The organism is Shewanella sp. SW32 (genome assembly GCF_025653365.1).
GTDB classification, from domain to species: Bacteria; Pseudomonadota; Gammaproteobacteria; order Enterobacterales; family Shewanellaceae; genus Shewanella; species Shewanella oncorhynchi.
In genome coordinates, this window is sequence record NZ_JAKKSJ010000013.1 from 33,828 (window position 1) to 59,392 (window position 25,565).

Genomic DNA, 25,565 nt, shown 5'->3' on the forward strand with positions numbered 1-25,565 from the left:
AGGGCGGCTGATGTTAATGGCATCGCGCTTTATACTGCGTTTAAGGCTTTTGACAGGGCACCACTATGCCTTCAAGCCTTTGCCTTGTCTAAAGCGCTTTGATCTCCCGCTGAATGAACAGATATTTAATACGATGGGTATTAATGCTCACAATTTCGCCCAGCTACAAGTTGAATACCTTGGGACGTTTCGTAAAACTTACCTTTACCTATGAGTAACTCAATTAATGCTTCGGCACTCAAATCAGTTGCACTACAAGTATGGTATCGAGCCGCCGAGCCAAACTTTTGCTCCATCATGGAAATTAATTCAGGCTTTATAATAGCGGCCCCTTGAGCTACCATCAGCGCCATAACATCATGACCGTGAACAGAATTGGACATATGTCCTCCTAAAGATGCAATATTATTGTTCTTTATATCCTAACGGTTAAATTCGAACCCTGATCTCGCGCACAAACTTTCAAATGGGGACGACTGCGCCGACATCTGTGACGATAATGTGAGCCATTATGTCTTTGATCCTATTACTGACCCAACAGATGTCGCTGTACTTAGTGATCGTTTACTTAGTCAGTAAAACGCCACTGTTTAAACTGTTTGCCGAAACGTCTCCTCGTCTGCCACATAAGATTTTTATGTATCTGATTTTTTCGAGTTTCTGCATCATGGCCACTTATTTTGGTGAGCAAACCTCGGGAGCGATTGCCAACACTCGTGCTATGGGCGCAGTTTTAGGCGGATTATTAGGAGGACCGGTTACTGGTTTTCTGGTGGGGCTGACTGGTGGGCTACACCGCTACAGTATGGGCGGCTTTACTGATATAGCCTGCGCCATCTCCACCACCTTAGAAGGCTTATCCGCAGGGATGATAAGCTTCTACTTAAGACGCGCAGATAAAAGTGAGCTCATCTACAATCCATTACTCGTTTGCCTAGTGACTTTTTATGCTGAAATGATGCAAATGAGCATCATACTTTTGGTCGCACGCCCCTTCGATGATGCATGGGAATTGGTACGTCAAATCGCGCCGCCCATGTTGTTAGTGAACTCCGTGGGAGCGGCACTCTTTATGAGCATGATCCGTGACCAAAAAACCATGTTTGATAAACTCTCATCGAGCTTTTCGACTAAGGCATTAAAAATTGCCGAACGCAGTGTCGGATTACTATCCAAAGGATTTAACGAAGAAAGTAGTAGTCATGTCGCCCAAATCGTCATCGAAGAAACCAATGTGGGTGCAGTGGCCATCACGGACAGGGAAAAACTGTTAGCCTTTATTGGCATAGGCGCCGATCACCATCTCCCAGGTACACCGATTTCGTCCAAAATCACCTTAGAAGCCATCAATCAAAATAAGGTCATGTTCGCCGATGGCGTTGAAACGCCCTATGCATGCTCTATTTCTTCTCATTGCCGTCTAGGGTCAAGTCTAGTGATCCCGCTGCGCAGTGATACCGAAGTCATTGGCACGATTAAACTCTATGAGCCTAAGAATAAACTTTTTTTGAATATCAACCGTACTTTAGGTGAAGGTATTGCCCGCCTGTTATCGAACCAAATTCTTTATGGGCGTTTTGAGCAACAGCAAAATCTACTGACTCAAGCCGAACTTAAATTACTGCAGGCTCAAGTCAATCCGCACTTTTTATTTAATGCACTGAATACCATTAGCGCGATTATCAAACGTGATCCTGATATGTCTAAGCAGCTACTGCAGCAGTTATCGCAATTTTTACGGATCAATTTAAAGCGAACGACAGGCTTAGTGACGCTTGGGGATGAGCTAGATCACATAGCGTCCTATCTCACCATTGAAAAAGCGCGTTTTATTGATAAATTACAAGTCAGTATCGCGATACCTGAATCACTCTACCACTGTAAAGTCCCCGCCTTTACCCTGCAGCCAATTATTGAGAATGCCGTAAAGCACGGCACTTCGCACATGATTGAACAAGGGCAGATTAAAGTGACAGGCAAGCTCGAAAATGATGTGTTGGAGCTAGAAGTCACAGACAATGCTGGGTTGTATCAGCCCATTGAGGGATCAGAAGGCCTAGGGATGAACTTAGTGCATAAGCGAATTCAAAATATTTTTGGCGAACAATACGGCGTGACAGTGGAGTGCGAGCCCGATCAATTGACTCGTGTCACCATAAGATTGCCCATAGAAAGCCCTGAAACATCAAATATGGATAACCGCACGTGATCACTTGTTTAATTGTCGATGATGAGCTGTTTGCTCGTGAAGAATTAGCTGACCTTTTGGGGCAAGAACACGACATCCAAATCGTCGGTCAATGCGCCAATGCTATTGAGGCATTACAGAGCATAACCAAAGAAAAACCTCAGTTAATCTTTCTTGATATCCAAATGCCACGCATTTCGGGCATGGAACTTATTGCAATGCTCGACCCCGATGACATGCCGAAAATCGTGTTTGTCACCGCCTACGACGAGTTTGCCGTCAAAGCCTTCGACAATCATGCCTTCGATTATTTACTCAAACCCATAGATGCCGACAGACTCAGTAAAACCCTCACTCGCGTGCGTAAAAATCTAACGCCTCAGGCTATGGACTCCATTACCCCAAAGAGTCTTGAACATATTCCCTGCTACAGCGGCAATAAACTCAAAGTCATTGCAATCCAAGATGTGGAATATGTGTTCAGTGACTTAAGCGGCATCCATGTGGCCAGCACGAAAGGCAAAGTCCATACCCAGTTGACCTTGAAAGTGTTCGAAGAAAAAACCCCACTGGTGCGCTGCCATCGGCAGTATTTGATTTCACCTAAGGCGATTGCTGAAATTGAGCTGTTAGATACAGGGGCTGAAGTCACCACTCATTTAGGCGATAAAGTACCCGTATCACGCCGCTATCTTAAAAGCCTTAAACAGCTATTTGGCTTTCAATAAACACAATCCAAAAGTCATCTTAGCGACGTATTTTTAGCCATAAGATGGCCAACAGCACTCACCGTTAACATAAAATGGTAACCACTTAAGCTCGCCTATTGCCGCTCACACTGCATTTTCGACCACTCATTGAGATTACAAAGTTTTATATCAACAACTTGTTTACACTCGCCAGAACTCAAATGGGGAGATAACAAAAATGATGTGGTTCCTACTCTGTGTCGGTCTACTGATCGGCGGCTACTTTATCTACGGCGCCTTTGTCGAGAAAGTCTTCGGCATTAACGCTAATCGTCAAACACCCGCTTTCAGTCAAACTGATGGCGTCGACTTTGTGCCTATGTCTAAAGGCAAAGTCTATCTAATTCAATTATTAAACATTGCAGGCGTAGGCCCAATCTTTGGTCCTATCTTAGGTGCACTCTATGGTCCTGCAGCCATGTTATGGATTGTGGTTGGCTGTATCTTTGCAGGTGCAGTACATGACTACTTCTCCGGTATGTTGTCAGTGCGCAATGGCGGTCAATCCGTGCCAAACCTTGCGGGTAAGTATTTAGGTAAGAGCGCCAAACACTTCATGAACGTGTTTGCTATTGTGCTGTTACTGCTCGTCGGTGTGGTCTTTATCTCTGCGCCTGCTGGCTTACTTGGCAAGCTTACTGGTTGGGATGTCAGTATCTTCGTTGGTATAATCTTCGTCTATTACCTGATTGCAACTGTGGTACCTGTCGATAAAATTATCGGTCGTCTGTACCCCTTCTTTGGCGCTTTATTGTTCTTCATGTCGTTTGGTTTAGCTTTCGCAATTATGCTATCAAGCGAGCACACCTTACTGCCTAACGTACAAGCGGGCGATTTCTTCCAAAACTTAAATCCGAACGACATGCCACTTTGGCCTGCCCTATTCATCACTATTGCCTGTGGCGCGGTATCGGGTTTCCATGCTACTCAATCACCGTTAATGGCCCGCTGCGTTGAAAATGAGACTAATGGTCGCTTCGTCTTCTTTGGTGCCATGATTGGCGAAGGCATTATCGCATTGCTTTGGTGTGCCATCGCGTTGTCTTACTTTGGCGGAGTAGAAGGGTTAAGTGCGGGCATGTCAGGTAACCCTGCCAACGTCGTCTATGAGGCATCTACTGGTCTGTTAGGCGCTATTGGTGGCTTTATGGCTATCCTAGGAGTGATTATTCTGCCGATTACCTCAGGCGATACGGCTTTTCGTTCAGCGCGTTTGATTCTGGCTGAGTTTTTCAATATGCCACAAATCTCACTACCAAAGCGCTTAGTGTTAGCTCTCCCACTGTTTGTTATCGGCGGCATATTGACCCAAGTGGACTTTGGTGTGATTTGGCGCTACTTCGGTGTAGCAAACCAAGCCACTGCAGTATTAATGCTGTGGACGGCTTCGGCTTACCTGCTACGACATAACAAACTACATTGGATTGCGACAATTCCAGCGATGTTTATGACCACTGTGGTTATCACCTTCCTACTGAACTCGTCAACCTTAGGCGCAGGTTTACCTATGACGGTATCAACCATAGCGGGCATAGTCACAACCTTAGTGATTACAGCACTCTTGATTGTGAAAACCAAAGGTAAAGGCGAAATTGATTTACCGGTTGAAACTGAGCTTAAAGAGCCAGTCAAAGACTAGTCAAACAGTCCAAATGACCAACCTAAAACAGGCGCTTTATTGCGCCTGTTTTGATCATACTGCTCCACCAATAACAGCTATCACAGGTTTAAGCTAGCAAGGTATTCAAGCTTGACTCGATACCATTCCACACTGTATCAGGCATACAAAACTGCTATACTCCCGCCATAGCACACTGCAACATGCATAATATGAATCAATCGAATAACCCGCTCCACGGCATTAAACTGGAAACGATCATCACTTATTTAGTCGAGAAATACGGCTGGGAAGAATTAGGTGAAAGAATTAATATCCGCTGTTTTACCCACGATCCCAGCATCAAATCCAGTTTACGTTTTTTGAGAAAAACAGAGTGGGCGCGGGATAAAGTCGAATATCTTTATTTAAGAGCCAATAAATTACCCTTGCCGCCACCCAAAGCAGACTCTAGTCAAGCGACTAAGAAGCCTGCGGCAAAAATTGCGACGAAGAAAACCAATCAAACTCCCCCTGACAAGTCAGCTAAAAGCGATAAACCTAACACAGATGACAAAGTAAATAGCCATATTTGGGGTAACAGTTAATCTTCGCCCTCTGCAGCCATAAAACGTGAACAGCCCTAAATAAGGGCTGTATTGTTAGAATGAATCAATAACTCATCGATTTTTCACTAACCCACACCTTTAATTTAATTGTGACTAATAGCGTTTACTAAGAGGCTGTGAGCCATGAAGAAGCACTCTTTTTGGCCGAGCGACAAAAAGTGACTTCAGTTTTCAAATTGATGGCCGATAAAAGTGTAGCATCATCCAAATTTGCATGAATGGAGTGTTGAATGAACATTAATGGAATAAATAGTAACGCAACTGGCTCAGGTTTCACCACCGTATCGGGCGCATATATCGCAGCGACACCAGCCGCAACAAAAACACCAACAGCGAATAGTGAGTCCGCTGGCTCACAAGATACCCAAGACACAGTCTCCATTTCTAATGCGGGCCGCGAGGCTTTATCCAACGACTTTGGGGCCCCTTTGAGAGAAAAAGCATTAGCTAAAAAAAATGAAGCTGAAGTAACTCCAAAAGAAGAACCTAAGACATTAATTGATGAACAAATAGACAAAATAAAAGAAAAAATAAAAGAATTACAAGAAATATTATCCAAGCTCAAGGGAGATGACTCAGAAGCTGCAGATCAGCAACGTAAAATGCTGCAAGAACAAATAATGTTACTTAGTGGCCAAATCGCCACCTTGTTGGATAAAAAGATGCAAGATAGTAAAAAGTCAGATTAACTGAAACAGTATTCTACTAAACTAATACAAGACCAACTGACTATCGTTAACCCACTTAGATGGGAAAGCTGAACATTAAACGCCAAACATTGAGCCCATCGCCACGACGATAACTGAATCCGATGCGATCAACACTCAATAATTCACCGCCTAACGGCTTAGAAAAGGCAAGCGAGAAGCCTGCCTCATAGCTACCAGAAACAATAGTATCTTGCTCTATCTCGCTAATAAATCTAAGTTCATTGAAATACCAATAGCCTACAGCAAAGATCCTTGGTTGTACCTGCAGATCCCACCATTGCCAGCGTGGTGCTAACCCTAAATCAACACCTGTTTGTAGTACTGCAAATTGATCAGAAAACTTACCATAGTGCTCGCTGTACCCAGCAAAGCGTAATCTCGATACCCACACAGCATCCTGCCCTGCTAAGATAAAGTCATACAAGCTACTGATCCCTGAGGCGATAATAGCAACGTTATCGTTTTTATCGAAGTTAGTGCCAAAACCGATATCTAAATACCCTTCCATTCGAGTATTTTCGCTCGCCTGCCAATGATGCTCAAAACCTGGGGTAACTGTCATAGTACCTATCGACGACGGCAACTCACCTTCAGTGATATCTTTGGCTAGATAATCAAAAAAACCAAAGGAGATAGGTAATCGTAACCAAGTTTGGCTACCGCTATCTTTCTTCAAATCAAAGCTTAACGGAATGCTAACGACGGTCGCATTTTGGTTTGCAGCGCGGTAAACGCCAGTGCCAAGATAACTACCAAAGGCGTAAACAGAATTTGGATTAGTGCTAGTTTCTATCGGATTACTACCATTAGCATTTTTAGGTGCATGATTGATAGAAAAGCCGGAATCATCCGCTTGAGATGCAGATATGAATGTATTTGTAGCGGAAATACTATCGGCAAAGGTGGTAGGAATAACGCTCAGTAATGCCAAGCACATTAGCGACAAGCTTAATAGCAACCGACTGAAACAATGGCTCAATTGACTTAAACCTTCCTCATTTTTAACTCAATCGGTCGACTCATCATGATGACAAAACTACTTATTTTCATCCATAAAATGATATTCAGACATCATGTGTCCAAGCTCAGTGGATTTAGTTTTTAAGTACGCTTCGTTATAACGATTTTTACCAACTTGCAGTGGTACGCGCTCAACCACTTCGATGCCAAACTCCTTCATCGCTTTCACTTTACGCGGATTATTGGTCATCAAACGCACATGCTTCACCCCTATCTGTTCCAGCATAGGCTTGATCATGTCGTATTTACGCATATCCGCTTCGAAACCGAGTTGCTCGTTGGCTTCAACCGTGTTGGCGCCTTTATCTTGCAGCTCATAGGCGCGAATTTTATTCAGCAAACCAATGCCACGGCCTTCTTGGCGTAAATAGAGGATAAAGCCACTGCCCGTTTCCGCAATATTTTGCATGGCAGCTTGTAACTGAAAACCACAGTCACAACGCAAGCTAAATAAAGCATCGCCGGTTAAACACTCGGAATGAATACGGCCCAACACAGGTTCATCCGCACTGAGAGTACCGAATGTGAGCGCAACATGCTCTTTACCTGATTCGGTATCTTCAAAACCATGCATGGCAAACACGCCCCAAGGAGTGGGTAACTTTGACGTCGCGACATATTTTATCGACATACTTAACCTTAACGACAACTCTCATTCCATGAGACGAATAAGATCCCTAGAAACAAAACGAGGATTAGGCACTTAGCCAACTAAGCGCACTATTCTAAAGTGTTTTCGAACAATCCAGAAATACTTTAGTGTTTTAATCAACTAAACCAAACATGAATGTCTTTTCGATGGGCAGCACGAAGGAATGGATTAAAACGAAGCAGTGCATTAAATACAGGAGCACAAACACGTGATCGACACTCGATCCCGTGCCAGTGACATCCAATCCCACATTAAAATTTTGCGGGAGCGTATCCAGTAACTTCCGTTAGCCCCATTTCACGGCCGATAGCCGTCATAGGGTGGATTACCACAAGCCCTTTGACAGACTTTTTCAGTTTGCCCATGTCTGCTTGTTCCGCTTTTGTCAAAGCACGATGGAAAGGCAAACCTTTGATATCTGACCCTTGCTTATTCAATAAGCGGGTTTGTTGTCCTTTCACACTGCCGATTTGCTTAGTGACCGCAGCGATTTCGCGTTTGAACTGGGCAATAATGACGTCATCGCCTCTTTGTTCAGCCGCAGCAAGTTTACGACGAAATTTATCTAATTTATCGTTAAGCTGCTGCAGTTCTTGCTTTAAATTCATTCTGTTACCTTAAATTACCTAAGTTAGCCACAGTAAAATCTTAGCCTGATTATGCTAGCGTCTGTGTCAAGGCCTGAGATTATAGCAGCAAGTTACAGATCCTCGTTACCGCTTTTATAACAAACGAATGATCTGATTGCTGCTACCGCGAAACACGAGACTCGGATCGGCAAGACTTTGTTCAAATTTTCCGTCCACCAGCACATCAATATAGGCCAACACGGCGCGCTGTTCATCACTCAACTCATCGAGCACATAACCTGTCCACAGCCAAATATCCTTCCCCTTACACTCAGCCTTGACTCGTTTGACGAGCGTCAAAATGGCACTGAGATTGACAGGCAATAAAGGATCTCCGCCCGAAAGCGATAAACCACGGCGCACAATCCGCTTATCATTAAGATCGGCAATAATCCTATCTTCCATCGTCCTATCAAACACATGCCCAGAACGGGGATCCCACGTGCTTTGGTTGTAACAACCCCGGCACTGGTGCTCACAACCAGAAACAAACAAGGTCGCACGCGTACCAGGACCATTGACCACATCGATAGGGAAATACTGATGGTAATTCATTGATGGTCACTCATAGTGCATTTCATCTTTTAACACTGACACTCATCCCGTGGCACTATTTGATGCCACGGAATAAGTCTAACAGGCAGAATAAGGTAATAGTGTTACAAGTGTTTGATCCTGCGTTTTACTTCTTCTTGCTTGCCATAATTAAAGGGCCGCGCATCAGGACTGCCTAAGTAACCGCACACACGGCGCGTCACAGAAACCCGACTAGGCTCATGATTGCCACACTTAGGGCAAGTGAACCCTTTACTGGTACAACTAAATTCACCGGTAAAGCCACAGTCGTAGCATTCATCAATTGGCGTGTTAGTGCCATAGTAAGGCACGCGGCTGTAGCTATAATCCCAGACGTTTTCCAGCGCTTCGAGGTTATGCTGCATATTGGGATATTCGCCATAACAAATAAAGCCACCGTTCGCGATAGCGGGATATGGCTGTTCAAAATCAATTTTATCGTAAGGGTTAACACTTTTTTCCACATCGAGGTGAAAACTATTGGTGTAATAGCCCTTGTCCGTCACCCCTGTGACTAGGCCAAATTGCTTCGCATCCAGTTTACAAAAACGGCTGCAGAGACTCTCACTTGGCGTGCTATACAGACTAAAGCCATAACCTGTTTCGGCCTTCCACGCATCGGTAGCCGCTTTAAGATAAGCAACAATAGCAACGGCTTTGTCCCTTAATTGTGCATCGTCAAATACATGGGTTTGGGTGCCATAGAGTGCATTCATGGTTTCATGCAGGCCAATGTAACCGAGTGAAATCGAAGCGCGACCATTTTTAAAGATTTGCGCCACATCATCATCAGCGCGCAAGCGTACACCACAGGCGCCTTCCATATAGAGGATAGGTGCCACGCGGGCTTTAACACCGTTCAGTCGCTCAATACGGGTATCCAGTGCTTTACGGGCTAATACTAATCTGTCATCTAAAATGCGATAAAATTCAGCCTCATCGCCATTGGCTTCTAAGGCAATCCGCGGCAGGTTTAAACTGACCACTCCCAAATTATTGCGCCCTTCATGCACAAGCTCGCCATTTTCTTCATAGGTGCCTAAAAAGCTACGGCAGCCCATTGGGGTTTTAAATGAACCGGTCACTTTCTCGACTTGCTCGTAGTTGAGAATGTCGGGATACATGCGCATTGTCGCGCATTTGAGCGCCATCTGTTTTACATCGTAATTGCAATCGCCCGCTTTATGATTAATGCCATCACGAATCGCAAACACTAGCTTAGGGAATACTGCCGTCTTGCGATTTTTACCCAATCCCGCCATCCGCACTTTGAGCATAGATTGCTGAATTAAGCGCGATTCCCACGACGTACCTAAACCAAATCCAAAGGTCACGAACGGTGTTTGGCCATTGGCAGTGTGTAAGGTATTGACCTCATATTCCAAAGACTGGAATGCATCGTGACATTCTTTTTCAGTTTGCGCCGTGGCAAAGGCTTTGGCGTCGGTAATCTTCCAATTCAGGGCAATTTGGTAATGCTTGTCGTAGCTCTTAGCGACAAATGGCGCTAACACTTCATCGATACGGTTGATAGTTGTGCCGCCATAGATATGGCTCGCCACTTGGGCAATGATCTGCGCGGTCACCGCTGTCGCTGTTGAAATAGACTTAGGGGTTTCAATTTCGGCATTACCCATTTTAAAGCCGTGGGTCAACATGCCAGCTAAATCAATCAACATGCAGTTAAACATCGGGAAAAACGGCGAGTAATCTAGGTCGTGGTAATGGATCTCGCCCGCTTCATGGGCAGCGACCACATCCTTTGGCAAAATATGACTCTTGGCGTAATGTTTGGCGACTATGCCCGCGAGTAAATCCCGCTGAGTAGGAATGACTTTTGAATCTTTATTAGCATTTTCATTGAGTAAAGCCGCATTGCTTTGCTCAACTAAACCACGGATTTCGAGGTTGAGTTTACTGGTCGCTTCACGGCACACATCTCTGTCGTGACGGTATTCGATATACACCCGCGCCAGGGACTTGTACGGCCCTTCCATCAGTAAATTCTCAACCGCATCTTGTAGATGGTGGATATCGACTTCTGCTAATGGCGCGACGCTCTGACTGATACACGCTGCCACTGTCGCTGCATAGTCGCCATCCTCTATTCCAACTGAGTTTGCAGCGGCATTCACTGCATCCCGTATCCTTGTTTCATCAAAAGGTGTGCGGCAACCATCACGCTTAATTACGACTGGCATTGTTCAGTTCCTCTCCATCTCGCCTAAAAATTAACACTACATCTAGTGATTTTAAAAGCACAAAACACAATATGTAGAGCATTAGGCTACAATGACGGTAAGGAGTCCATGATCCAGATCATAGTTTTTAGGATGAAATAAAAGAACAAACCAGAACTGCAGCTAGGCCCAATTATCTGAAAATTGCGCCTTGACCTGCTGATTAAACCCAGCTAGTTGAATGCGTGACAATTTGTGTTTATCACGCACTATGGATGTGAATTAACGTTTAGCAAGCGCAAGATAACTACTGAGTTGGCCCGATGCAGATTGATGTACCCCCATAGATGAAGCAAGTTGCATCATAGATTTTAGCCCCTGCCACTGCTGCTTTTGAGCATCCGTAAGCGGAGGTTCAGAATTCAAATAATCCGTCAATTGGCTAAGGACTTTCGTGGCCTTCTGGGCTAGCACCGGCGACTGAGCATCATCCATATTGGTTAAGACGTTCTTAGCATCTACTAAGGTATTGATAAGAGGATTATTAGGTGATTTTTTAGCTAATGACTTGATTTCATCATCTAAAAAATCTTGCAACGATTGTTTAGTCGGCGTTGTTGTGCTCGGCACTGTAATACCGTTTTTCGATAAACGCTCGAGTTGCACATCCGATAAAATGCCATCTTTTTGTAAGCGCGACACCAATGCGGGAATATCGGCGACGCCAAATTGACCATCGGCAAAAAAATCCTTCGCCATCGATTGAATTTTCTGTGCGCGTTGCGCCCTTGGCGACAGCGCTATCTCATCGGTTTTACCGTTATCGGGTTTGGTAGCATCCGTCTGCGTTTTATTTGTTTCTATCGTAGTATCGGTTTTAGCCGTGCTCGTCTTTTGGCTATTGGCACCATAGGCATCGGCGATACTGGCACTGCTGCGATTAAGATTAAAGGCATTTAAAATAGAATTCATCGTCAAAAATTCGGCGTCTAAGACTCAATGACGGTTTTAAAGCAAAAACTAAGCCAATCAAGTATTAATCTGTGCAGAGCCTGAATTCTCGGGTAGCGAACAGCACCAGTAGCTTTATCTCTAGGACTGTAAATCTTCAATAAGGGCAAGACATTGCCGCCTCAACAAATCGAGTGCCTCTGCATCCATTTGTACTTTATTCAGCAAAGTTTGTTTCAAGGCTAGGGCTTCATGCTTAATCGCCTCTCCCTGAGTCGTCAGAGTGATCAATTTTTTCCGCTCATCTTCAACGCAGGCCAAACGCGTGATCAAGCCTTTTACCTCTAAGCGCTTAACGATTGGCGTTAGGGTTCCCATATCGAGTTTAGTCGCCATTGATAGCTGGGTTTGGCTGCAGCCGTTTTGACGCCACAGGGTTTGCATCACTAAATATTGAGGGAAAGTTAACTCGTATGCCTCGAGTAGAGGCCGATAAGCACGCACTAATGCATTGCTCGCAGAATATAACGCGAAACAAACATTATCGGATAAACAGAGTGGATCGCTAGAAGCTTGGCTATGAGTCTGTTTTGTAGCGTCTAGCTCAGGTTGAGGTAAGCAATTCTGCACGTTTAAGCGCCTGTGATTTAAACATAACGCTATCTTATCCGATCTGTCCCACCCCATCTAGTTTGCGCGCAAACTATTTGCATTCGATCTTAAAGCCACGTAGAGTTAACATCATTAGTTTGCGCACAAACAAAAGGTGAGTTTTTATGAAGAGTATGACTGAAACCCGTGAAATCCATCTAGCTAGTCGCCCAGAAGGCATGCCTACAGCACAGAACTTTACTTTAGTAAATAAAGCGTTAGCACCTCTCGCTGATGGACAAGTGCTGATTAAAAATCTATGGATGTCGGTTGACCCTTACATGCGCGGGCGCATGGTTGATCGCAAGAGTTATGTTCCGCCCTTCGCCTTAAATCAAGTCTTAGAAGGCGGTGCGATTGGTGAAGTTATCGCGTCAAAAAACACCGAGTTCCCGGTTGGTACTAAAGTCAGCAGCATGCTAGGTTGGCGTGAACACGCAGTCACAGATACCGCAGGACTGACAGCTTTACCACTAACTACGCTTGATAATTCACATTTCCTCGGCGTACTCGGAATGCCAGGCATGACTGCTTGGACAGGACTGACTCACATTACAGATTTAAAAGCGGGTGAGAAACTGTTCGTTTCCGCAGCCTCTGGCGCAGTAGGTAGCGTAGCCTGCCAAATTGGTAAACTAATAGGTGCTCGTGTAATAGCCTCTGTCGGTTCAGATGAAAAAGCTGAATTATTAAAAAGTTATGGTGTTGATGCGGTCATCAATTACAAGACTTGTGGCAATCTCACCCAAGCGTTGACAAAAGCTGCGCCAGAAGGGGTTGACGTGTATTTTGAGAACGTCGGTGGCGAGCATTTAGCCGCAGCGCTGAGCAATATGAAAGATCATGGACGTATCGCTGTTTGCGGTATGATTTCGCAATATAACAACACAACTCCAACACCTGGCCCTGACAACTTAGCCCTAATTGTAATGCGAAAACTCAAGTTAGAAGGTTTTATCGTATCCGAACATTGGGCGCATTATCCTGAGTTCACCGCAAAAATGGCTCAATGGTTAGCGGAAGACAAAGTCAAAGCAGAACAAACAATTTATCAAGGGCTTGAACAAGCACCTGATGCTTTTATCGGTCTATTTGAAGGTAAGAATCGCGGTAAAATGTTGGTAAAACTAGCCTAAGTCACCAACAAAGCGGTATAAACATCTCAATATGAGATAGCAAATAGTCGGTATCGCAAAAGTGATACCGACTTTTGTTTATCTGGCAATCAAACGCTATCTATATAAAACTTTTAACTCTACATTTTGACTCATCAGCCCTTCCAGAGCGCTGCTTCAATCAAGTGGGCGACTTTCTCCACCGCCGCTTCGCCGGCGGCAATCGCCTCATCAGCACGGTGAAACTCCATAGTGCCGATATTTCCCACCTCTGGCACAATACAAATATCTGGTGGATCGCCCATCAACCGCGCCCGTTTATGCCTTTGCTCTAAAATACCCATAGATTGCGACATCACAGCAATCATCCCCGGATTCGATTTAGTACCGAGTGAAAACTTATCGGTTAGGTTACTGACATAATCTCGGCCACGGGCAAATAAATCCATAAAGCCCGTTTCTTGTCGCGCTGGCATATCCATTTCAGCTTGGACAGTCCTTTGACTGGTCATATTCACGGGTAACACTTGGATACGCCCAGAATGATAGCCATATAAATCCACTGCAATCACTACATCAACGCCCATGGCACGGCTGACCGAAACAGGCACAGGATTCACTACAGCACCATCGACTAACCAGCGTTCTCCTTGTCTGACCGGGGCTAAAATCCCCGGCATGGAGCAAGAGGCCCGTACCGCTTGCCGTAAATCCCCTTCAGTAAACCAAATTTCCTGACCAGAGTATAAGTCAGTCGCGACGGCTGCAAAGGGACGATTGAGATTCTCAATATTCACATCTCCTATACGTGCATGCAGCACATCGAACACCTTGTCTCCACCGATAAGCCCGCCTTTACGCCATCGAATATCCATCAAGCCAAGCACGTCCCAACTAGAAAAACCGCGCACCCATTTTTCTAACTCGGGTAAATGATCATGGGCGTAAGCGGCACCCACTAAAGCCCCCACCGAACATCCAGCCACTTTATCGGGCTTAATACCCATGGCAGCTAAACCATTCAATACACCTATATGTGCCCAACCTTTCGCCGCCCCACTGCCCAAGGCAATACCTACCGAAGGGGTTGTTCCGTTAGCCATAAATCATTTCTCCTGTAACTCAATGCAGTACACGATAACGTAAAATCCTGCCATATCCACTGTCAATCGGTAAAAACGACACAATTAAGAGGTTGTAATACCAATGTAAATAAATACAATCAACAGAGCATAAATGGTGCACTTTCTACATCAATCCGTGCATGAAGCAGAGATAATCACCGATGTGGATAGCTGAGCAAGGATGATTAAGGCTATAATCTGCCCTTACTAAGATTTAGGGGATATACCTTTGCAATTTACCGATTTTTCTCTGGACCAGCGTCTGCTTCAAAGCATAAAACATATGGGGATCACAGAACCCACCGCCATCCAGGAACAAGCACTGCCTATCGCATTGGCAGGTAAAGATTTAATGGCGTCATCAAAAACGGGCTCAGGTAAAACCTTAGCGTTTTTGTTACCCGCATTGCAAAGAGTCATTTCTACCCGCTCACTGTCGAAACGTGATCCTAGAGTCTTGATTTTATTACCGACCCGCGAACTAGCGCATCAGGTTTATAGTCAGCTTCGCCTCCTTGTCGCCAACACCCAATACAAGGCCATCAGCGTACTGGGCGGGGAAAACTTTAATGACCAAGCCAAAGCTCTAGCGAAAGAACCGCATTTCATTGTCGCGACTCCAGGCCGTATCGCCGATCATTTAGAACAGAAGCATCTTTTTCTCAATGGCTTAGAGTTATTAGTCCTCGATGAAGCCGACCGCATGTTGGATTTAGGCTTTGCCCCGCAGTTAAAAGCCATCAACGATGCAGCCGATCATAAACGTCGTCAAACGCTGATGTTTTCGGCCACTTTAGATCACGACGAAATCAATGATATCGCAGCAACATTACTAAAAAATCCAGCACATGTGGCGATTGGCGCGGCTCACTCTGAGCATAACGATATTCATCAACGTATCTTTTTATGTGACCACTTAGACCATAAAGAAGCGTTATTAGCCCGTTTGCTCAAAGATGAAACCCATAAACAAGTGATCATCTTTACCGCGACGCGTCCTGATACTGAGCGCTTAGCGGCTAAATTAACCGCGCAAGGTTTTGCGACCGCCGCCCTCAGCGGTGATTTAAAGCAAGCCGCACGAAACCAAATCATGGACCAATTTGCCCGTGGCCAACAACAAGTACTAGTGACAACCGATGTCGCCTCTCGCGGCCTCGATTTGCTCAATGTGTCCTTGGTCGTTAACTTCGACATGCCTAAATTTGCCGAAGAATACGTGCATCGTATCGGCCGTACTGGTCGTGCAGGCGCAAAAGGTGATGCGATATCGCTCGTCGGGCCAAAAGATTGGGACAACTTTAAGAAAGTCCAAGTCTTCCTCAGAAAAACCTTTGAGATCAGCACAATTCCAGGCCTCGAAGCTAAATTTAGTGGTCTAAAAAGCAAAGCTAAACAGACGCCAGTAAAACGTGTTGCTAAAGCGGAGCTTGCTAAAGGTAAGAGCAAAAGAACCAAAGCAACCACACCAGCACCGTCGCGGGATAAGCGTTTCATCACGGGCGTGGATGTCGGCGATGCTCCTATGCGTAGAAAACCTGCTGCGGCGCAATTACTGCAAGACAATGATACTGAAGAAGTTTAAAACTAATTTATGCATAAATGCCGATGGATTTAACATCAGATATTATCTCTGATACAAATCACATAGGCATGATCTAATACTGGAAATTGACATACTAAAATTATCAGTCTGTCGCCAAGCGAATCAAAAGCGCAGGGTAAACACTGATCCTCATGTCATTTCCAGCTACAATAGCGCTATTATCGATATTTTGAAGGTGTAACATGAGAGTTTGTGGTGTTGAATTAAAAGGTGGCGAAGCCATTATCAGTTTATTGAGCTATGAAGGTGAAACCTTCAATGTGCCAGAATGCCGTAAGGTGTCTTTCACCGTTTCCCAATCTGCTACCACAGAAGCTATTCGTGAGTTTCACTTCGCTTTTCATAAGCTTATGCAAGATTATCGCGTTGATGAAGTTGTCATCATAGAACGTGAGCAAAAAGGTAAACTCGCGGGTTCAGCGACAAGCTTTAAACTTGAAGCAGCCATTCAATTAGGGGAATTACCTGTCAGTCTATTGTCTCCTGTCACTATCAAAGAGCAAAACAAGCGCAATCCACCCCAAGTTGATTTCGATAGTTTAGATCTTAAAAAAGTACAGCAGTTAGCTTTCGAAGCCGCTTATGCCCATCAAAATCGCCGAATTTTTGGCAAAGTATAAGTAATGTGATGAACTCAGGCTCCGAAGTCATTCGGAGCTAAATCCTCTATGAATCCATTAAAGTACTTAAACGGTTACAGCCCTGATATTCAGCAGCAGGTACAGCAACATCTCGATGCTGGCACATTACCCAAGCTATTGCTGAAACGTCATACTGTCATACATAGCGTTCGTAGCGATAAAGCACTGTACGACTATACTCAGACGATTAAAAATCAATTTTTACGCCAGTCCTCCCCGCTCTCAAAAGTGATATTTGATGACAAAATTAATATTAGCCATCATGCACTTGGCTTGCATTCTTACGTAGCACGAGTTCAAGGCAATAAAATCAAAGCGAAGAACGAAATTCGCATTTCTTCGCGTTTAAAGCGTGTGCCAGAACCTTTGTTGCGTATGGTCGTTGTACATGAATTAGCCCATTTAAAAGAAAAAGATCACAACAAAGCTTTCTATAATTTGTGTACCCACATGGAGCCGGATTATCACCAGTTTGAATTTGATTTGCGCTTATTATTGACTTGCATCGACGCTAACATATCCCCTTATTCTGCAGATAAAGTCGACACCTGACCTTCGTATATTTTTCGCCCAAAACTTGACTGATAATAGTTTTCATTTAGAATGTTGTAGTATCTAGTGCTGCAGAATACTGTAATGACAATGACGAAACAGAATATCGACAAACTCTTAAGCAAGTGGTGTAAAAAGCAAGCTAAAAAGTTACTCAAAACACAGGCGAAATCTGTTTCAAGTTCAGGAAAAGCGATTCCATCCTTATCTCGACTGAACACCCTGACTGATAAATCTTTGACGAATAAAAAGGCTCAACGAAAGCACCTCACCCAATTACTCTCTAAGCATATTGCTCAGCAAGAATTTGCCCTTAGCAATAAATCAACACTCAAAAAACAATTAAAACTCGCAAAAGCTAAGTTTATTGCCGCAAATGATGCGACATTTTCATCGACTATTATTACTCGACTTTCTCCTTTACCCACAGAACACAGCTTTGCATTACGCCCCTTTAAAAAATCCCCCTGCGGTGGCTGTCCCGCATTAAAAGGTAAATTGTGCAAGTGCGCATTAAAAGTGATGCAAAGGCGCCACGCAAGCTGATAGGCACGATTTAGCACTGCATATTTGGTTCTCTGTTCAGTCCTTAATAAAAAACGTTATAAGCTCTTCAGCCGCACAATTTTCCTCTTCACAACCTTTTGAATGACTCGCTATACCACTTCTAACTGAAGATCCTATCTATTTTATCCCCTTATGTTTTATCGCCACGACTTCGAATCGAATAAATTTTAAGCTTTCATACAACTCGAACAGTACTCGTGATAGCAAAAAAATGCCTACCACAATAAGCATTTTGGAAACAAAAATGCCGATGAAATTTTCATTCCATCGGCATTGATAAACTCTTCTAGAAAGTCAGTGCTATTGTTTATTCAAACTTTGATACTATAAATTCTATTAGCTTAGGATTGGCTAACCTAAGTTCATTATAGCTTCACGACTCTTCACCATATTAGTGAATGTGCGTAAATCTTGATTCGCTAACTTGCTCGACATAGGAATATCGGCTTTCAACGGATCAACAGGTTTACCATTGATATGGAATTCATAATGCAAATGTGGACCAGTCGAACGACCTGTATTACCAGATAAAGCAATCACTTGACCGCGAGTTACACGTTGACCTTTACGCACTAACGCCTTAGACAAATGTAGGTAACGGGTACGGTACTTACCGCCATGTTCAATCACAATATACTTACCAGCAAACTGATGGTCAGTCACTAAACTGACAATTCCATCACCAGGTGCAATAACTTTAGTCCCGATTGGCACGGAAAAATCTGTTCCATTATGGGGAGAAATACGCCCAGTGATTGGGTGTTTGCGATGGCTGTTAAAACGTGAACTCATACGCGGTTGTTTAGCTAACGGATAACGTTGGAATGCCCGAACTAAACTCTGACCTTTAGCATCATAATAACTACCATCAGAATATTGATATGCACTAATTTCAGAACGACCACTTTTAATACTGACACCTAAAATTTGGCTACTTCCCGTCGGTTCACCTTCAACATATTGATCATTTACCAAAACGGAGAATTTGTCGCCAGCTCGTAAATCACGGGCAAAATTCAATTTTTCTTTGAGTAAATCTTCAATTCGCTGAATATCTGCAGCGGCTAAGCCCATTTTTTGTGCTGAAACGTAGAAAGAACCTTTAATATCACCAGTCAAAATTCGATTTTGCCAAACACCTTCAACGTTCACTTCTTCAACATTAAAACTACCGTCTTCATAACGTGTAAAAACCACTTGGCGGGCAGCGTTAAAATAAAGTTCTAATTTTTGTAACTGACCTTCACTATCAAGCCAAAATTGCATTCTGTTACCAGGTAACAAGGTATCAAGTGCCAAAATGTTTAAATCAGCTTCTAAAACCTTATACATAGTCTGCTGATCAACACCCGCCTTGGAAAATAACCCACTTAAGGTATCACCGGAAACGATAATTCGCTCAAACTGGGGAGCATTATTAATGAGTGCAGCTTGATCTAGGACTTCAGGTTCAGAAACTTGAGGGAGAATATTTTCAATATCGAGAACAACAGGGATACGCTGAGCAGTTGGCGTAACATGGTTATTATTCGGCATCAACATCGCAGCACCCATCAACAAACTACCCATTAATAGAATGTTCTTTTGGGTCGATGATAAGTTCTGCAAACGGGTTTGCGATAAGTTGATAAAGTTGGGTTTGCCTGTTTGCAACGCTTTTCACCTTTCGTTAACTTTGCGTTCTATTTTTGACCAGTCCCTTTGAGGGAAGCCCGAATTTTTTCCAACTTATATCAAAAAACCGATTATGACAAACGCTATTTCACTCTTTTGTTGTACCATTAATGAAAAACATGCGCTAGCTGGCATTTCCAACTCACTTTGTGTGTATTATCCGAATGTTAAACACACAGGAGATACAATAAATAACACTTATAAAACAATTTGTTATTTATCGCACTCTGTGAGAATGAGCAACTAAGGCAAAACTATCGTCATTTCGCTCCCATGTGAGGTTTTATTGATGTCGATGCGGGTATTTATCTGCTCTTTCATTTCCGACACGTGCGAGATCACCCCTATCATGCGGCCAGAGGATTGCAAATCCATCAGGGTCCGAATGGCCAGTTCTAAAGAATCTTGATCTAAACTGCCAAAGCCTTCATCGATAAATAAAGTATCGAGTTTAATACCACCTGCATAGGCTTGCACTACATCAGATAGGCCTAACGCCATAGATAATGCTGCCATAAAACTTTCACCACCGCTTAAGGTGGCCACAGGACGCACTTTGGAGGTATAAGCATCTTCTACTTCCAATTCGAGCCCAGAAGCTTTGTTACCCTTGGCCCTATCTTCCTTACGTAGTAAACGATAACGCCCTTTGCTCATTAGGTGTAGCCTGTGGCTTGCCTCTAACAACACATCGTCAAGCAGTACGCTTAACACAAAACGTTGCAGACTGATCTTATTACCTGTATTTCCATTAGCGACATCTGCAAGGGTGCCGATAACCGCATATTCATCTTCCAAAACCTTAGCTTTTGCATCGGCAATACTCAGCTGTGTTTGGGTTTGCATCAGTAATACTGTGCGAGTGTGAAGCAACTGCCATGCCTGCTCGGCAGCGTGTAATGCTTGCTGCGCGAACTCAAGCTCAGCAGCCAGCTTAATGCTATCGGGTAGTACTTTATCCTTAAGCTTAAGCGCTAACTGCTCGCACTGTGCCTTGGTCAAAGCACTGCGCTGCTGGTAAGCCTCAATCTCGCTGGCTAATGCACGATGTTGTTCTTCATCGAGCATGGCCTCAAATAAGGCCTGTTGATCGGCAAAACCTGCTGCGACTAATTGCTGATTGAGTTGCTGCTGTGCACGCGTTTGCTGGGCTAATGCCGCCTCAGCAGCATTTTCAGCACCATTAAGTGCCGCTTTAGCCGCAACAAAAGATTGGCCAGTCTGTTGTTGGAGATCCCTAACACTAGTAATCTGTTGCTTAATTTGGCTGATACTTTGCTGATTTTGCGCGATTGCTGCGGTTAAAGCCTCAAGCGTTGCAAGTGCAGATGGAACACTTTGCTGCATGTGCGCTAACTGCCCCTGCAATATATCCACTTTAGATTGCAGTGCACTGTCGTGTGTTTGTCCTTGCTCTAGCTTTTGTTGTAGATGCGTTTCCTGTGCGTGCAACAATGCAATCTCTTGCTGTAACAGCAGTAACTGCTGATGAGCTTGCTCCGCTTGAGTGAGTGAGAAAGCGTATTGCGACAAGGTATGTGTATGTTCGTCTAAAGGAATATCAACCGCTGTTCCCAATTGGACCGCGAGATCTTGTGCTTGCTGTTGCAAGGTTTCTAACTGCGTTTGTAGCCCACGATATTCCGCTCTGGCTTTGCTCAGGATTTCTTGGGCATTCGTTTCAACCTCTAGTGCTAATTGCAGCGCTTCATCACTTGGGAGTGGCTCTTGGCTTTGTGCTGGCTGTGGATGTAATTGGCTGCCACAAACGGGGCAAGGTTCATCTTGCTGTAATTGCCGCGCTAAAATAGCGGCCTGTCCTTGATGCCAAGTCAACAATAAGGCTTTATATGCAACCTGTGCTTGCTGATGCTGAGTACTGAGTTGTTGCCCTTTGACTTTAGCCTCAACAAGTTTTGCCTGTGTGGACGATACCCTTGCCGCCACTTGTTGCCATTGCTGATAGGTAGACAATAACTGCAGTTGCTGCTGATGCGCTTGTTGCAATGAGAGGCGTGTTTCGCTGTTGGCCTGTAGTTGCGGCAGAGCGGATTCCAATTCACGGCGTTTTTGGACTGCGGTGGTTAACTCATTTTTGCTGTTCTGAAGTTGTGTTTTCGCGCTAATGAGCTGCGTTTGCTCTTGTTCAAGGGTTTTATTAAGCCTATCCAATTCCCTGAGCTGCGGCCCTAAGGCATTCAGTTGCTGTTTAACCTGTTCCTGTTCGAGTAACGACGCTTCCAACACGGGCAAATCAGCGGCCTTAAGCTCTGCGTTATCGAAGGCTTGTTTAGCATTAATTAATACTGTTTTCGCATGTTCAAGGGCAAGACTTGCCGCCTTGGCTTCCTGCTCACGGGCCACAAACACCTCAAGCATGGGTGCCAAGTGCTGCGCCTGTTTGGCCAAATTCAGTTTATAGGTTTGCGCAGCCATGTTTTCTTGCTGCGCATCAAGCGCTACTACCGTTTGAGTTAAGGCATCAAACTGCGCAAATTCGGCCAATAAATGCTGGGCGGCATCGCTGGTTTTTATCACCCATTGTTGCTGCTGTAATGCCTGTTCTTTCGCACTTTGGGCTGTTTCAAGTTCTGGCGTAAGCTTGGCTAATTCACAGCTAAGCTCGTCATCGGATGCTAAACCCGCACTTTGTAAAATGCCATCACGGCGGCTGCGTTGATCTTTCACTAAGGCGCGGATATCTGCAGCCTTACTTTTTAAGGAATCTTCAATACGTCGGTATATATGTGTTTGAAATAGCTGACTAAATATCAGTTCTCTGGCTTTAGAGTCTGCCATTAACAATTCGCGAAATTTTCCCTGCGGCAACACCATCACTTGGCGAAACTGCTCCACATCGAGGCCAGTTAAGGCTTCAATCTCAGCAGTTGCCTCAGAGACTTTGCTCGCTACAAGCAAACTTTCATTACCCGCGGCGTCTATCTTATATAACTGAGCTTCGGGCTTCTGCACCGTTGAGCCATCACCGCTTTTTTTAACTCTGTCTTGTTCTGGCACACGGCGAATACGATAACTGCTATTACCCAACTGAAAACTAAAAGTGACTTCTGTTAGCAAACTATCATCGGCCATATCGCAGCGCATCTGGCTGCCTTCACGCTCATTACCCGTGGTTTTGCCATAGAGGGCAAAGCAAATACCATCGAGCAAGGTCGTCTTACCCGCACCAGTGGGTCCATTGATCAAAAATAACGGATTAGTCCCTAAGGCCGTAAAATCAAGTTCTTGAGTCGATGCAAAGGGGCCAAAGGCTGACATGGAAAGGCTAAGTGGTCTCATGCTTGGCGCTCCTCATTGTGTAGCTTAGTCAGGAGTTCATCCATCACGGCTTGCTGTGCTTGTGTTAATGACTCGCCGGACACTTGAGAGAAAAAGTCACGGAACATGTCCATCTCGCCTTTTTTGATATGATCTCGGCTCAAGGTGACTTGTTGCTGCCCCGCCATCAGACCAGTCCGCTCTAAATGCAGCACATTAGGGTAAACGGCTCTCAATTTTCCCATAGCATCTAAAATGGCATGTTTATCAAGGAGTCTGACCATAAGGTAGTCCTCACGCTTGATATCCGTTTTACCTTGGGCGAGTAATGTGGCTAACTCCCCTTCTAAGATACGGACATCGCGTATCGACGTTAAAGGCAATAAACTAATTTTAATCGGCGTTTGCGCGCTAAGTTCGACTAAGGTCACCGACTTATGTTGATGTTGTTCGCTAAAGGAATACTTCAAAATCGATCCTGAGTAGCGCACATGCTCTGCACCTTTGTATTGCGGTCCGTGCAAATGCCCAAGAGCGACATAATCAAACTCAGTAAATAGCGTTGGCGATATTTTATCGGCGCCACCAATGCTCAGTGGCCGCTCAGATTCTGACTCGCTACCACCATCCAAAAAACAATGGCTTATCACCACTTTAGGCAAACCTTGGCTATCGTGCTGGCGTACTTGTTCAAGCAATAGCGTCATTGCGGCCTCATGGCTTGCCGCCTCACACTCAAAAACTTGGCGCACTGTGGCAGGTTCGGCATAGGGCAAGGGATAAAACACCACATCACCGCTTGAACTCGATAAAGTAATGGGATGAATGTCAGCACTCAAAGGCCCAATAATATGTAACCCACTTGCCGCCATTTGTTTTGCTGCAAAACCTAAGCGCTCGTGACCATCGTGGTTACCCGCAATCATAATGACTTGCAAACCTAAATCATGCACTAAGCGGTTAAGCACATCATCTAACAGTGCGACCGCATTTGCAGGCGGAATCGATCTGTCATAAATATCCCCCGCCACAATCACGGCATCCACCTTGTGTTCATCCGCTAGAGCAATAATTTGCTCGAGCACAAAGACTTGATCATCCAGTAGTGATTGATTGTGTAATTGACGACCTATGTGCCAGTCCGAGGTGTGGATAAATTTCATAATCGCTCTTTTAAAGAAGTGGTGGCGCTAAACCCGAGCGCACATGCCGCCCGTCGATGCAAAATAAGACTGGCAAGATAGACACTGCACTTATATCAATCGGATTAAATATGTACACAATATTTAAAATACACACCAAAACAATAAGAAGCCTAAAAAGTGTATTAAAAATGACAGGTAATACTATTCAAAAAACTTGAAAGAGTACACCTAACTCAAAGTAGGATGAGACGTTTTAAGTCGTCATTTGGCGGATCTTTTGGGTGATATCCACCTCGGCTTAACTTTTGAGCCAAGATGGACGCCACTAAGCTACACTCATGCGCAGCTTAAAGAGCGTCTATTGATGAGTGAGTTTTATAAAATGCTTAATATCAAATAGTTTACGAAAATAAATTATATTGGCTCGCCAAAAGTTTAAAACTCATAGCAAGGGACATAGTCACCACCAATGGCTTGATAATCTTTGTACCTTTAGTGACCACGAGACGAGAACCCAAGGTTGCGCCAATCGCTTGCCCTGCCAGCATGACTAATCCTAATAACCAAATCACTTTTCCGCCCAAGGCAAAGAAGATCAGCGAAGCAATGTTAGTGGAGAAATTAAGTAGTTTTGCGTGGGCAGTTGCCTTCGCCAAACCAAACCCCGCTAACGATACAAAGGCCAGCGCAAAAAAGCTCCCAGTACCAGGGCCAAAAAAGCCATCGTACAATCCCACGCCCAATGCCGCAGTAAAGGCAAATGCGGTAGGAGTCAGCACTTGATGTTTGTCATCTTCAGAAATCTTTTTCGAAAATAAAAAGTAACAACCAATAGCCAAAATCAAAAAAGGTAACATCAACTCCAGCACTTCAGTATCGACGAGTTGAACTAGAATCGTACCCAATGCCGCACCGATAAATGCACAAATCAAGGCTAACTTAACGGATTTAAGATCAACCAGCCCTTTACGGACAAAGTACAAACTCGCAAAAAAACTGCCGCCACAGGCCTGCAGCTTATTTGTCCCTAAGGCAACCGCAGGCGGCAAGCCTGCCCACATAAGTGCAGGAATGGTCAGCAAGCCTCCGCCACCAGCGATTGAGTCAATAAAACCAGCCACCATAGCGACGGCAAAAAGTATCGCTGCGATTTGTAGAGTCAGTTCAAATTCCATGATGATTTATTATTCTTCTGATAAAAAAGAGAGTGATTGCCGAACATTAGACTGCGTTTGCCAAATAAACGCAAAGGAGTTATTGTCGGCACAGCGTGAGATAAACTCACACAAAATCCCGAGTCCTGTTCTGATTTTCCAGCAGTAGGAAATAA

At 44.4% G+C, this 25,565-nt stretch carries 24 protein-coding genes; 11 read left to right on the forward strand and 13 right to left on the reverse strand.

Going from position 1 to position 25,565, the window contains the following annotated elements:
• Nucleotides 1-16 precede the first annotated feature (16 nt).
• Nucleotides 17-214 (forward strand): hypothetical protein, encoded by a 198-nt coding sequence (locus tag L5M28_RS09535; protein ID WP_263198185.1) that lies wholly within the window; start codon nucleotides 17-19, stop codon nucleotides 212-214.
• Here L5M28_RS09535 and L5M28_RS09540 read toward each other — a convergent pair.
• A complete protein-coding gene (locus L5M28_RS09540) occupies nucleotides 141-383 on the reverse strand; it encodes a YecH family metal-binding protein (RefSeq protein WP_219252147.1) in 243 nt (80 codons plus the stop codon). The two genes, L5M28_RS09535 and L5M28_RS09540, sit on opposite strands and share 74 nt — an antisense overlap.
• A 128-nt stretch (nucleotides 384-511) precedes the next feature.
• Here L5M28_RS09540 and L5M28_RS09545 point away from each other — a divergent pair, with 128 nt between their 5' ends.
• The 5 genes from L5M28_RS09545 (at nucleotide 512) to L5M28_RS09565 (ending at nucleotide 5,852) form a co-directional block, all read left to right on the forward strand.
• Nucleotides 512-2,209: a sensor histidine kinase gene (locus tag L5M28_RS09545; protein WP_028760408.1), complete on the forward strand. Its 1,698-nt coding sequence runs from the start codon at nucleotides 512-514 to the stop codon at nucleotides 2,207-2,209.
• Nucleotides 2,206-2,916 (forward strand): two-component system response regulator BtsR, encoded by a 711-nt coding sequence (gene btsR / locus L5M28_RS09550; RefSeq protein ID WP_028760409.1) that lies wholly within the window; start codon nucleotides 2,206-2,208, stop codon nucleotides 2,914-2,916. Before L5M28_RS09545 ends, btsR begins: the two co-directional genes overlap by 4 nt.
• Nucleotides 2,917-3,115: 199 nt before the next feature.
• Nucleotides 3,116-4,576 carry a carbon starvation protein A gene (locus L5M28_RS09555; protein ID WP_219252841.1) on the forward strand — a complete coding sequence of 487 codons (1,461 nt, stop codon included), beginning with the start codon at nucleotides 3,116-3,118 and terminating at the stop codon, nucleotides 4,574-4,576.
• Nucleotides 4,577-4,758: 182 nt separating this feature from the next.
• Nucleotides 4,759-5,142 carry a VF530 family protein gene (locus L5M28_RS09560; RefSeq protein ID WP_263198184.1) on the forward strand — a complete coding sequence of 128 codons (384 nt, stop codon included), beginning with the start codon at nucleotides 4,759-4,761 and terminating at the stop codon, nucleotides 5,140-5,142.
• Nucleotides 5,143-5,393: 251 nt separating this feature from the next.
• Nucleotides 5,394-5,852 carry a FlxA-like family protein gene (locus L5M28_RS09565; RefSeq protein WP_113938817.1) on the forward strand — a complete coding sequence of 153 codons (459 nt, stop codon included), beginning with the start codon at nucleotides 5,394-5,396 and terminating at the stop codon, nucleotides 5,850-5,852.
• Nucleotides 5,853-5,907: 55 nt separating this feature from the next.
• Here L5M28_RS09565 and L5M28_RS09570 read toward each other — a convergent pair whose 3' ends face one another.
• The 7 genes from L5M28_RS09570 to L5M28_RS09600 form a co-directional block, all read right to left on the reverse strand.
• Nucleotides 5,908-6,852, reverse strand: coding sequence for a hypothetical protein (locus L5M28_RS09570; protein WP_263203191.1), 945 nt, complete (start codon nucleotides 6,850-6,852; stop codon nucleotides 5,908-5,910).
• Between the two features lie 57 nt (nucleotides 6,853-6,909).
• Entirely contained in the window at nucleotides 6,910-7,524 is a 615-nt protein-coding gene (ribA, locus tag L5M28_RS09575; RefSeq protein ID WP_006087423.1) for a GTP cyclohydrolase II, read from the reverse strand.
• A 272-nt stretch (nucleotides 7,525-7,796) separates the two neighbouring features.
• A complete protein-coding gene (locus L5M28_RS09580) occupies nucleotides 7,797-8,153 on the reverse strand; it encodes a YibL family ribosome-associated protein (protein ID WP_028760414.1) in 357 nt (118 codons plus the stop codon).
• A gap of 114 nt (nucleotides 8,154-8,267) precedes the next feature.
• On the reverse strand, nucleotides 8,268-8,729 hold the full coding sequence (gene nrdG, locus L5M28_RS09585; RefSeq protein WP_198572215.1) for an anaerobic ribonucleoside-triphosphate reductase-activating protein: 462 nt from the start codon (nucleotides 8,727-8,729) through the stop codon (nucleotides 8,268-8,270).
• Nucleotides 8,730-8,833: 104 nt separating this feature from the next.
• The gene (gene nrdD, locus L5M28_RS09590; RefSeq protein ID WP_113938821.1) at nucleotides 8,834-10,951 is read right to left on the reverse strand and encodes an anaerobic ribonucleoside-triphosphate reductase; all 2,118 of its coding nucleotides are present in this window, start codon (nucleotides 10,949-10,951) and stop codon (nucleotides 8,834-8,836) included.
• A gap of 261 nt (nucleotides 10,952-11,212) precedes the next feature.
• The gene (locus L5M28_RS09595; protein ID WP_263198648.1) at nucleotides 11,213-11,902 is read right to left on the reverse strand and encodes a hypothetical protein; all 690 of its coding nucleotides are present in this window, start codon (nucleotides 11,900-11,902) and stop codon (nucleotides 11,213-11,215) included.
• A 120-nt stretch (nucleotides 11,903-12,022) separates the two neighbouring features.
• Entirely contained in the window at nucleotides 12,023-12,511 is a 489-nt protein-coding gene (locus L5M28_RS09600; RefSeq protein ID WP_263198649.1) for a MarR family winged helix-turn-helix transcriptional regulator, read from the reverse strand.
• Between the two features lie 146 nt (nucleotides 12,512-12,657).
• Here L5M28_RS09600 and L5M28_RS09605 point away from each other — a divergent pair, with 146 nt between their 5' ends.
• Nucleotides 12,658-13,668, forward strand: coding sequence for an NADP-dependent oxidoreductase (locus L5M28_RS09605; RefSeq protein WP_263203192.1), 1,011 nt, complete (start codon nucleotides 12,658-12,660; stop codon nucleotides 13,666-13,668).
• A gap of 134 nt (nucleotides 13,669-13,802) precedes the next feature.
• Here L5M28_RS09605 and rssA read toward each other — a convergent pair whose 3' ends face one another.
• Nucleotides 13,803-14,750 (reverse strand): patatin-like phospholipase RssA, encoded by a 948-nt coding sequence (gene rssA, locus L5M28_RS09610; protein WP_105252908.1) that lies wholly within the window; start codon nucleotides 14,748-14,750, stop codon nucleotides 13,803-13,805.
• A gap of 250 nt (nucleotides 14,751-15,000) precedes the next feature.
• Here rssA and L5M28_RS09615 point away from each other — a divergent pair, with 250 nt between their 5' ends.
• From L5M28_RS09615 to L5M28_RS09630, 4 genes are all read left to right on the forward strand, one after another.
• Nucleotides 15,001-16,356 carry a DEAD/DEAH box helicase gene (locus tag L5M28_RS09615; protein WP_113938824.1) on the forward strand — a complete coding sequence of 452 codons (1,356 nt, stop codon included), beginning with the start codon at nucleotides 15,001-15,003 and terminating at the stop codon, nucleotides 16,354-16,356.
• Nucleotides 16,357-16,559: 203 nt separating this feature from the next.
• The gene (locus L5M28_RS09620; protein ID WP_028760422.1) at nucleotides 16,560-16,997 is read left to right on the forward strand and encodes a DUF3010 family protein; all 438 of its coding nucleotides are present in this window, start codon (nucleotides 16,560-16,562) and stop codon (nucleotides 16,995-16,997) included.
• A 48-nt stretch (nucleotides 16,998-17,045) separates the two neighbouring features.
• Entirely contained in the window at nucleotides 17,046-17,570 is a 525-nt protein-coding gene (locus L5M28_RS09625) for a M48 family metallopeptidase (protein ID WP_263203193.1), read from the forward strand.
• A gap of 90 nt (nucleotides 17,571-17,660) precedes the next feature.
• Complete coding sequence (locus L5M28_RS09630) at nucleotides 17,661-18,116, forward strand: hypothetical protein (RefSeq protein ID WP_173248655.1); 456 nt, start codon at nucleotides 17,661-17,663, stop codon at nucleotides 18,114-18,116.
• A gap of 372 nt (nucleotides 18,117-18,488) precedes the next feature.
• Here L5M28_RS09630 and L5M28_RS09635 read toward each other — a convergent pair whose 3' ends face one another.
• From L5M28_RS09635 to L5M28_RS09650, 4 genes are all read right to left on the reverse strand, one after another.
• Entirely contained in the window at nucleotides 18,489-19,790 is a 1,302-nt protein-coding gene (locus L5M28_RS09635) for a peptidoglycan DD-metalloendopeptidase family protein (RefSeq protein WP_113938827.1), read from the reverse strand.
• A gap of 264 nt (nucleotides 19,791-20,054) precedes the next feature.
• Nucleotides 20,055-23,111 (reverse strand): AAA family ATPase, encoded by a 3,057-nt coding sequence (locus L5M28_RS09640; RefSeq protein WP_263203194.1) that lies wholly within the window; start codon nucleotides 23,109-23,111, stop codon nucleotides 20,055-20,057.
• On the reverse strand, nucleotides 23,108-24,253 hold the full coding sequence (locus tag L5M28_RS09645) for an exonuclease SbcCD subunit D (protein ID WP_263198220.1): 1,146 nt from the start codon (nucleotides 24,251-24,253) through the stop codon (nucleotides 23,108-23,110). Before L5M28_RS09645 ends, L5M28_RS09640 begins: the two co-directional genes overlap by 4 nt.
• A 383-nt stretch (nucleotides 24,254-24,636) precedes the next feature.
• A complete protein-coding gene (locus L5M28_RS09650; RefSeq protein WP_028760428.1) occupies nucleotides 24,637-25,410 on the reverse strand; it encodes a TSUP family transporter in 774 nt (257 codons plus the stop codon).
• Nucleotides 25,411-25,565: the final 155 nt, after the last annotated feature.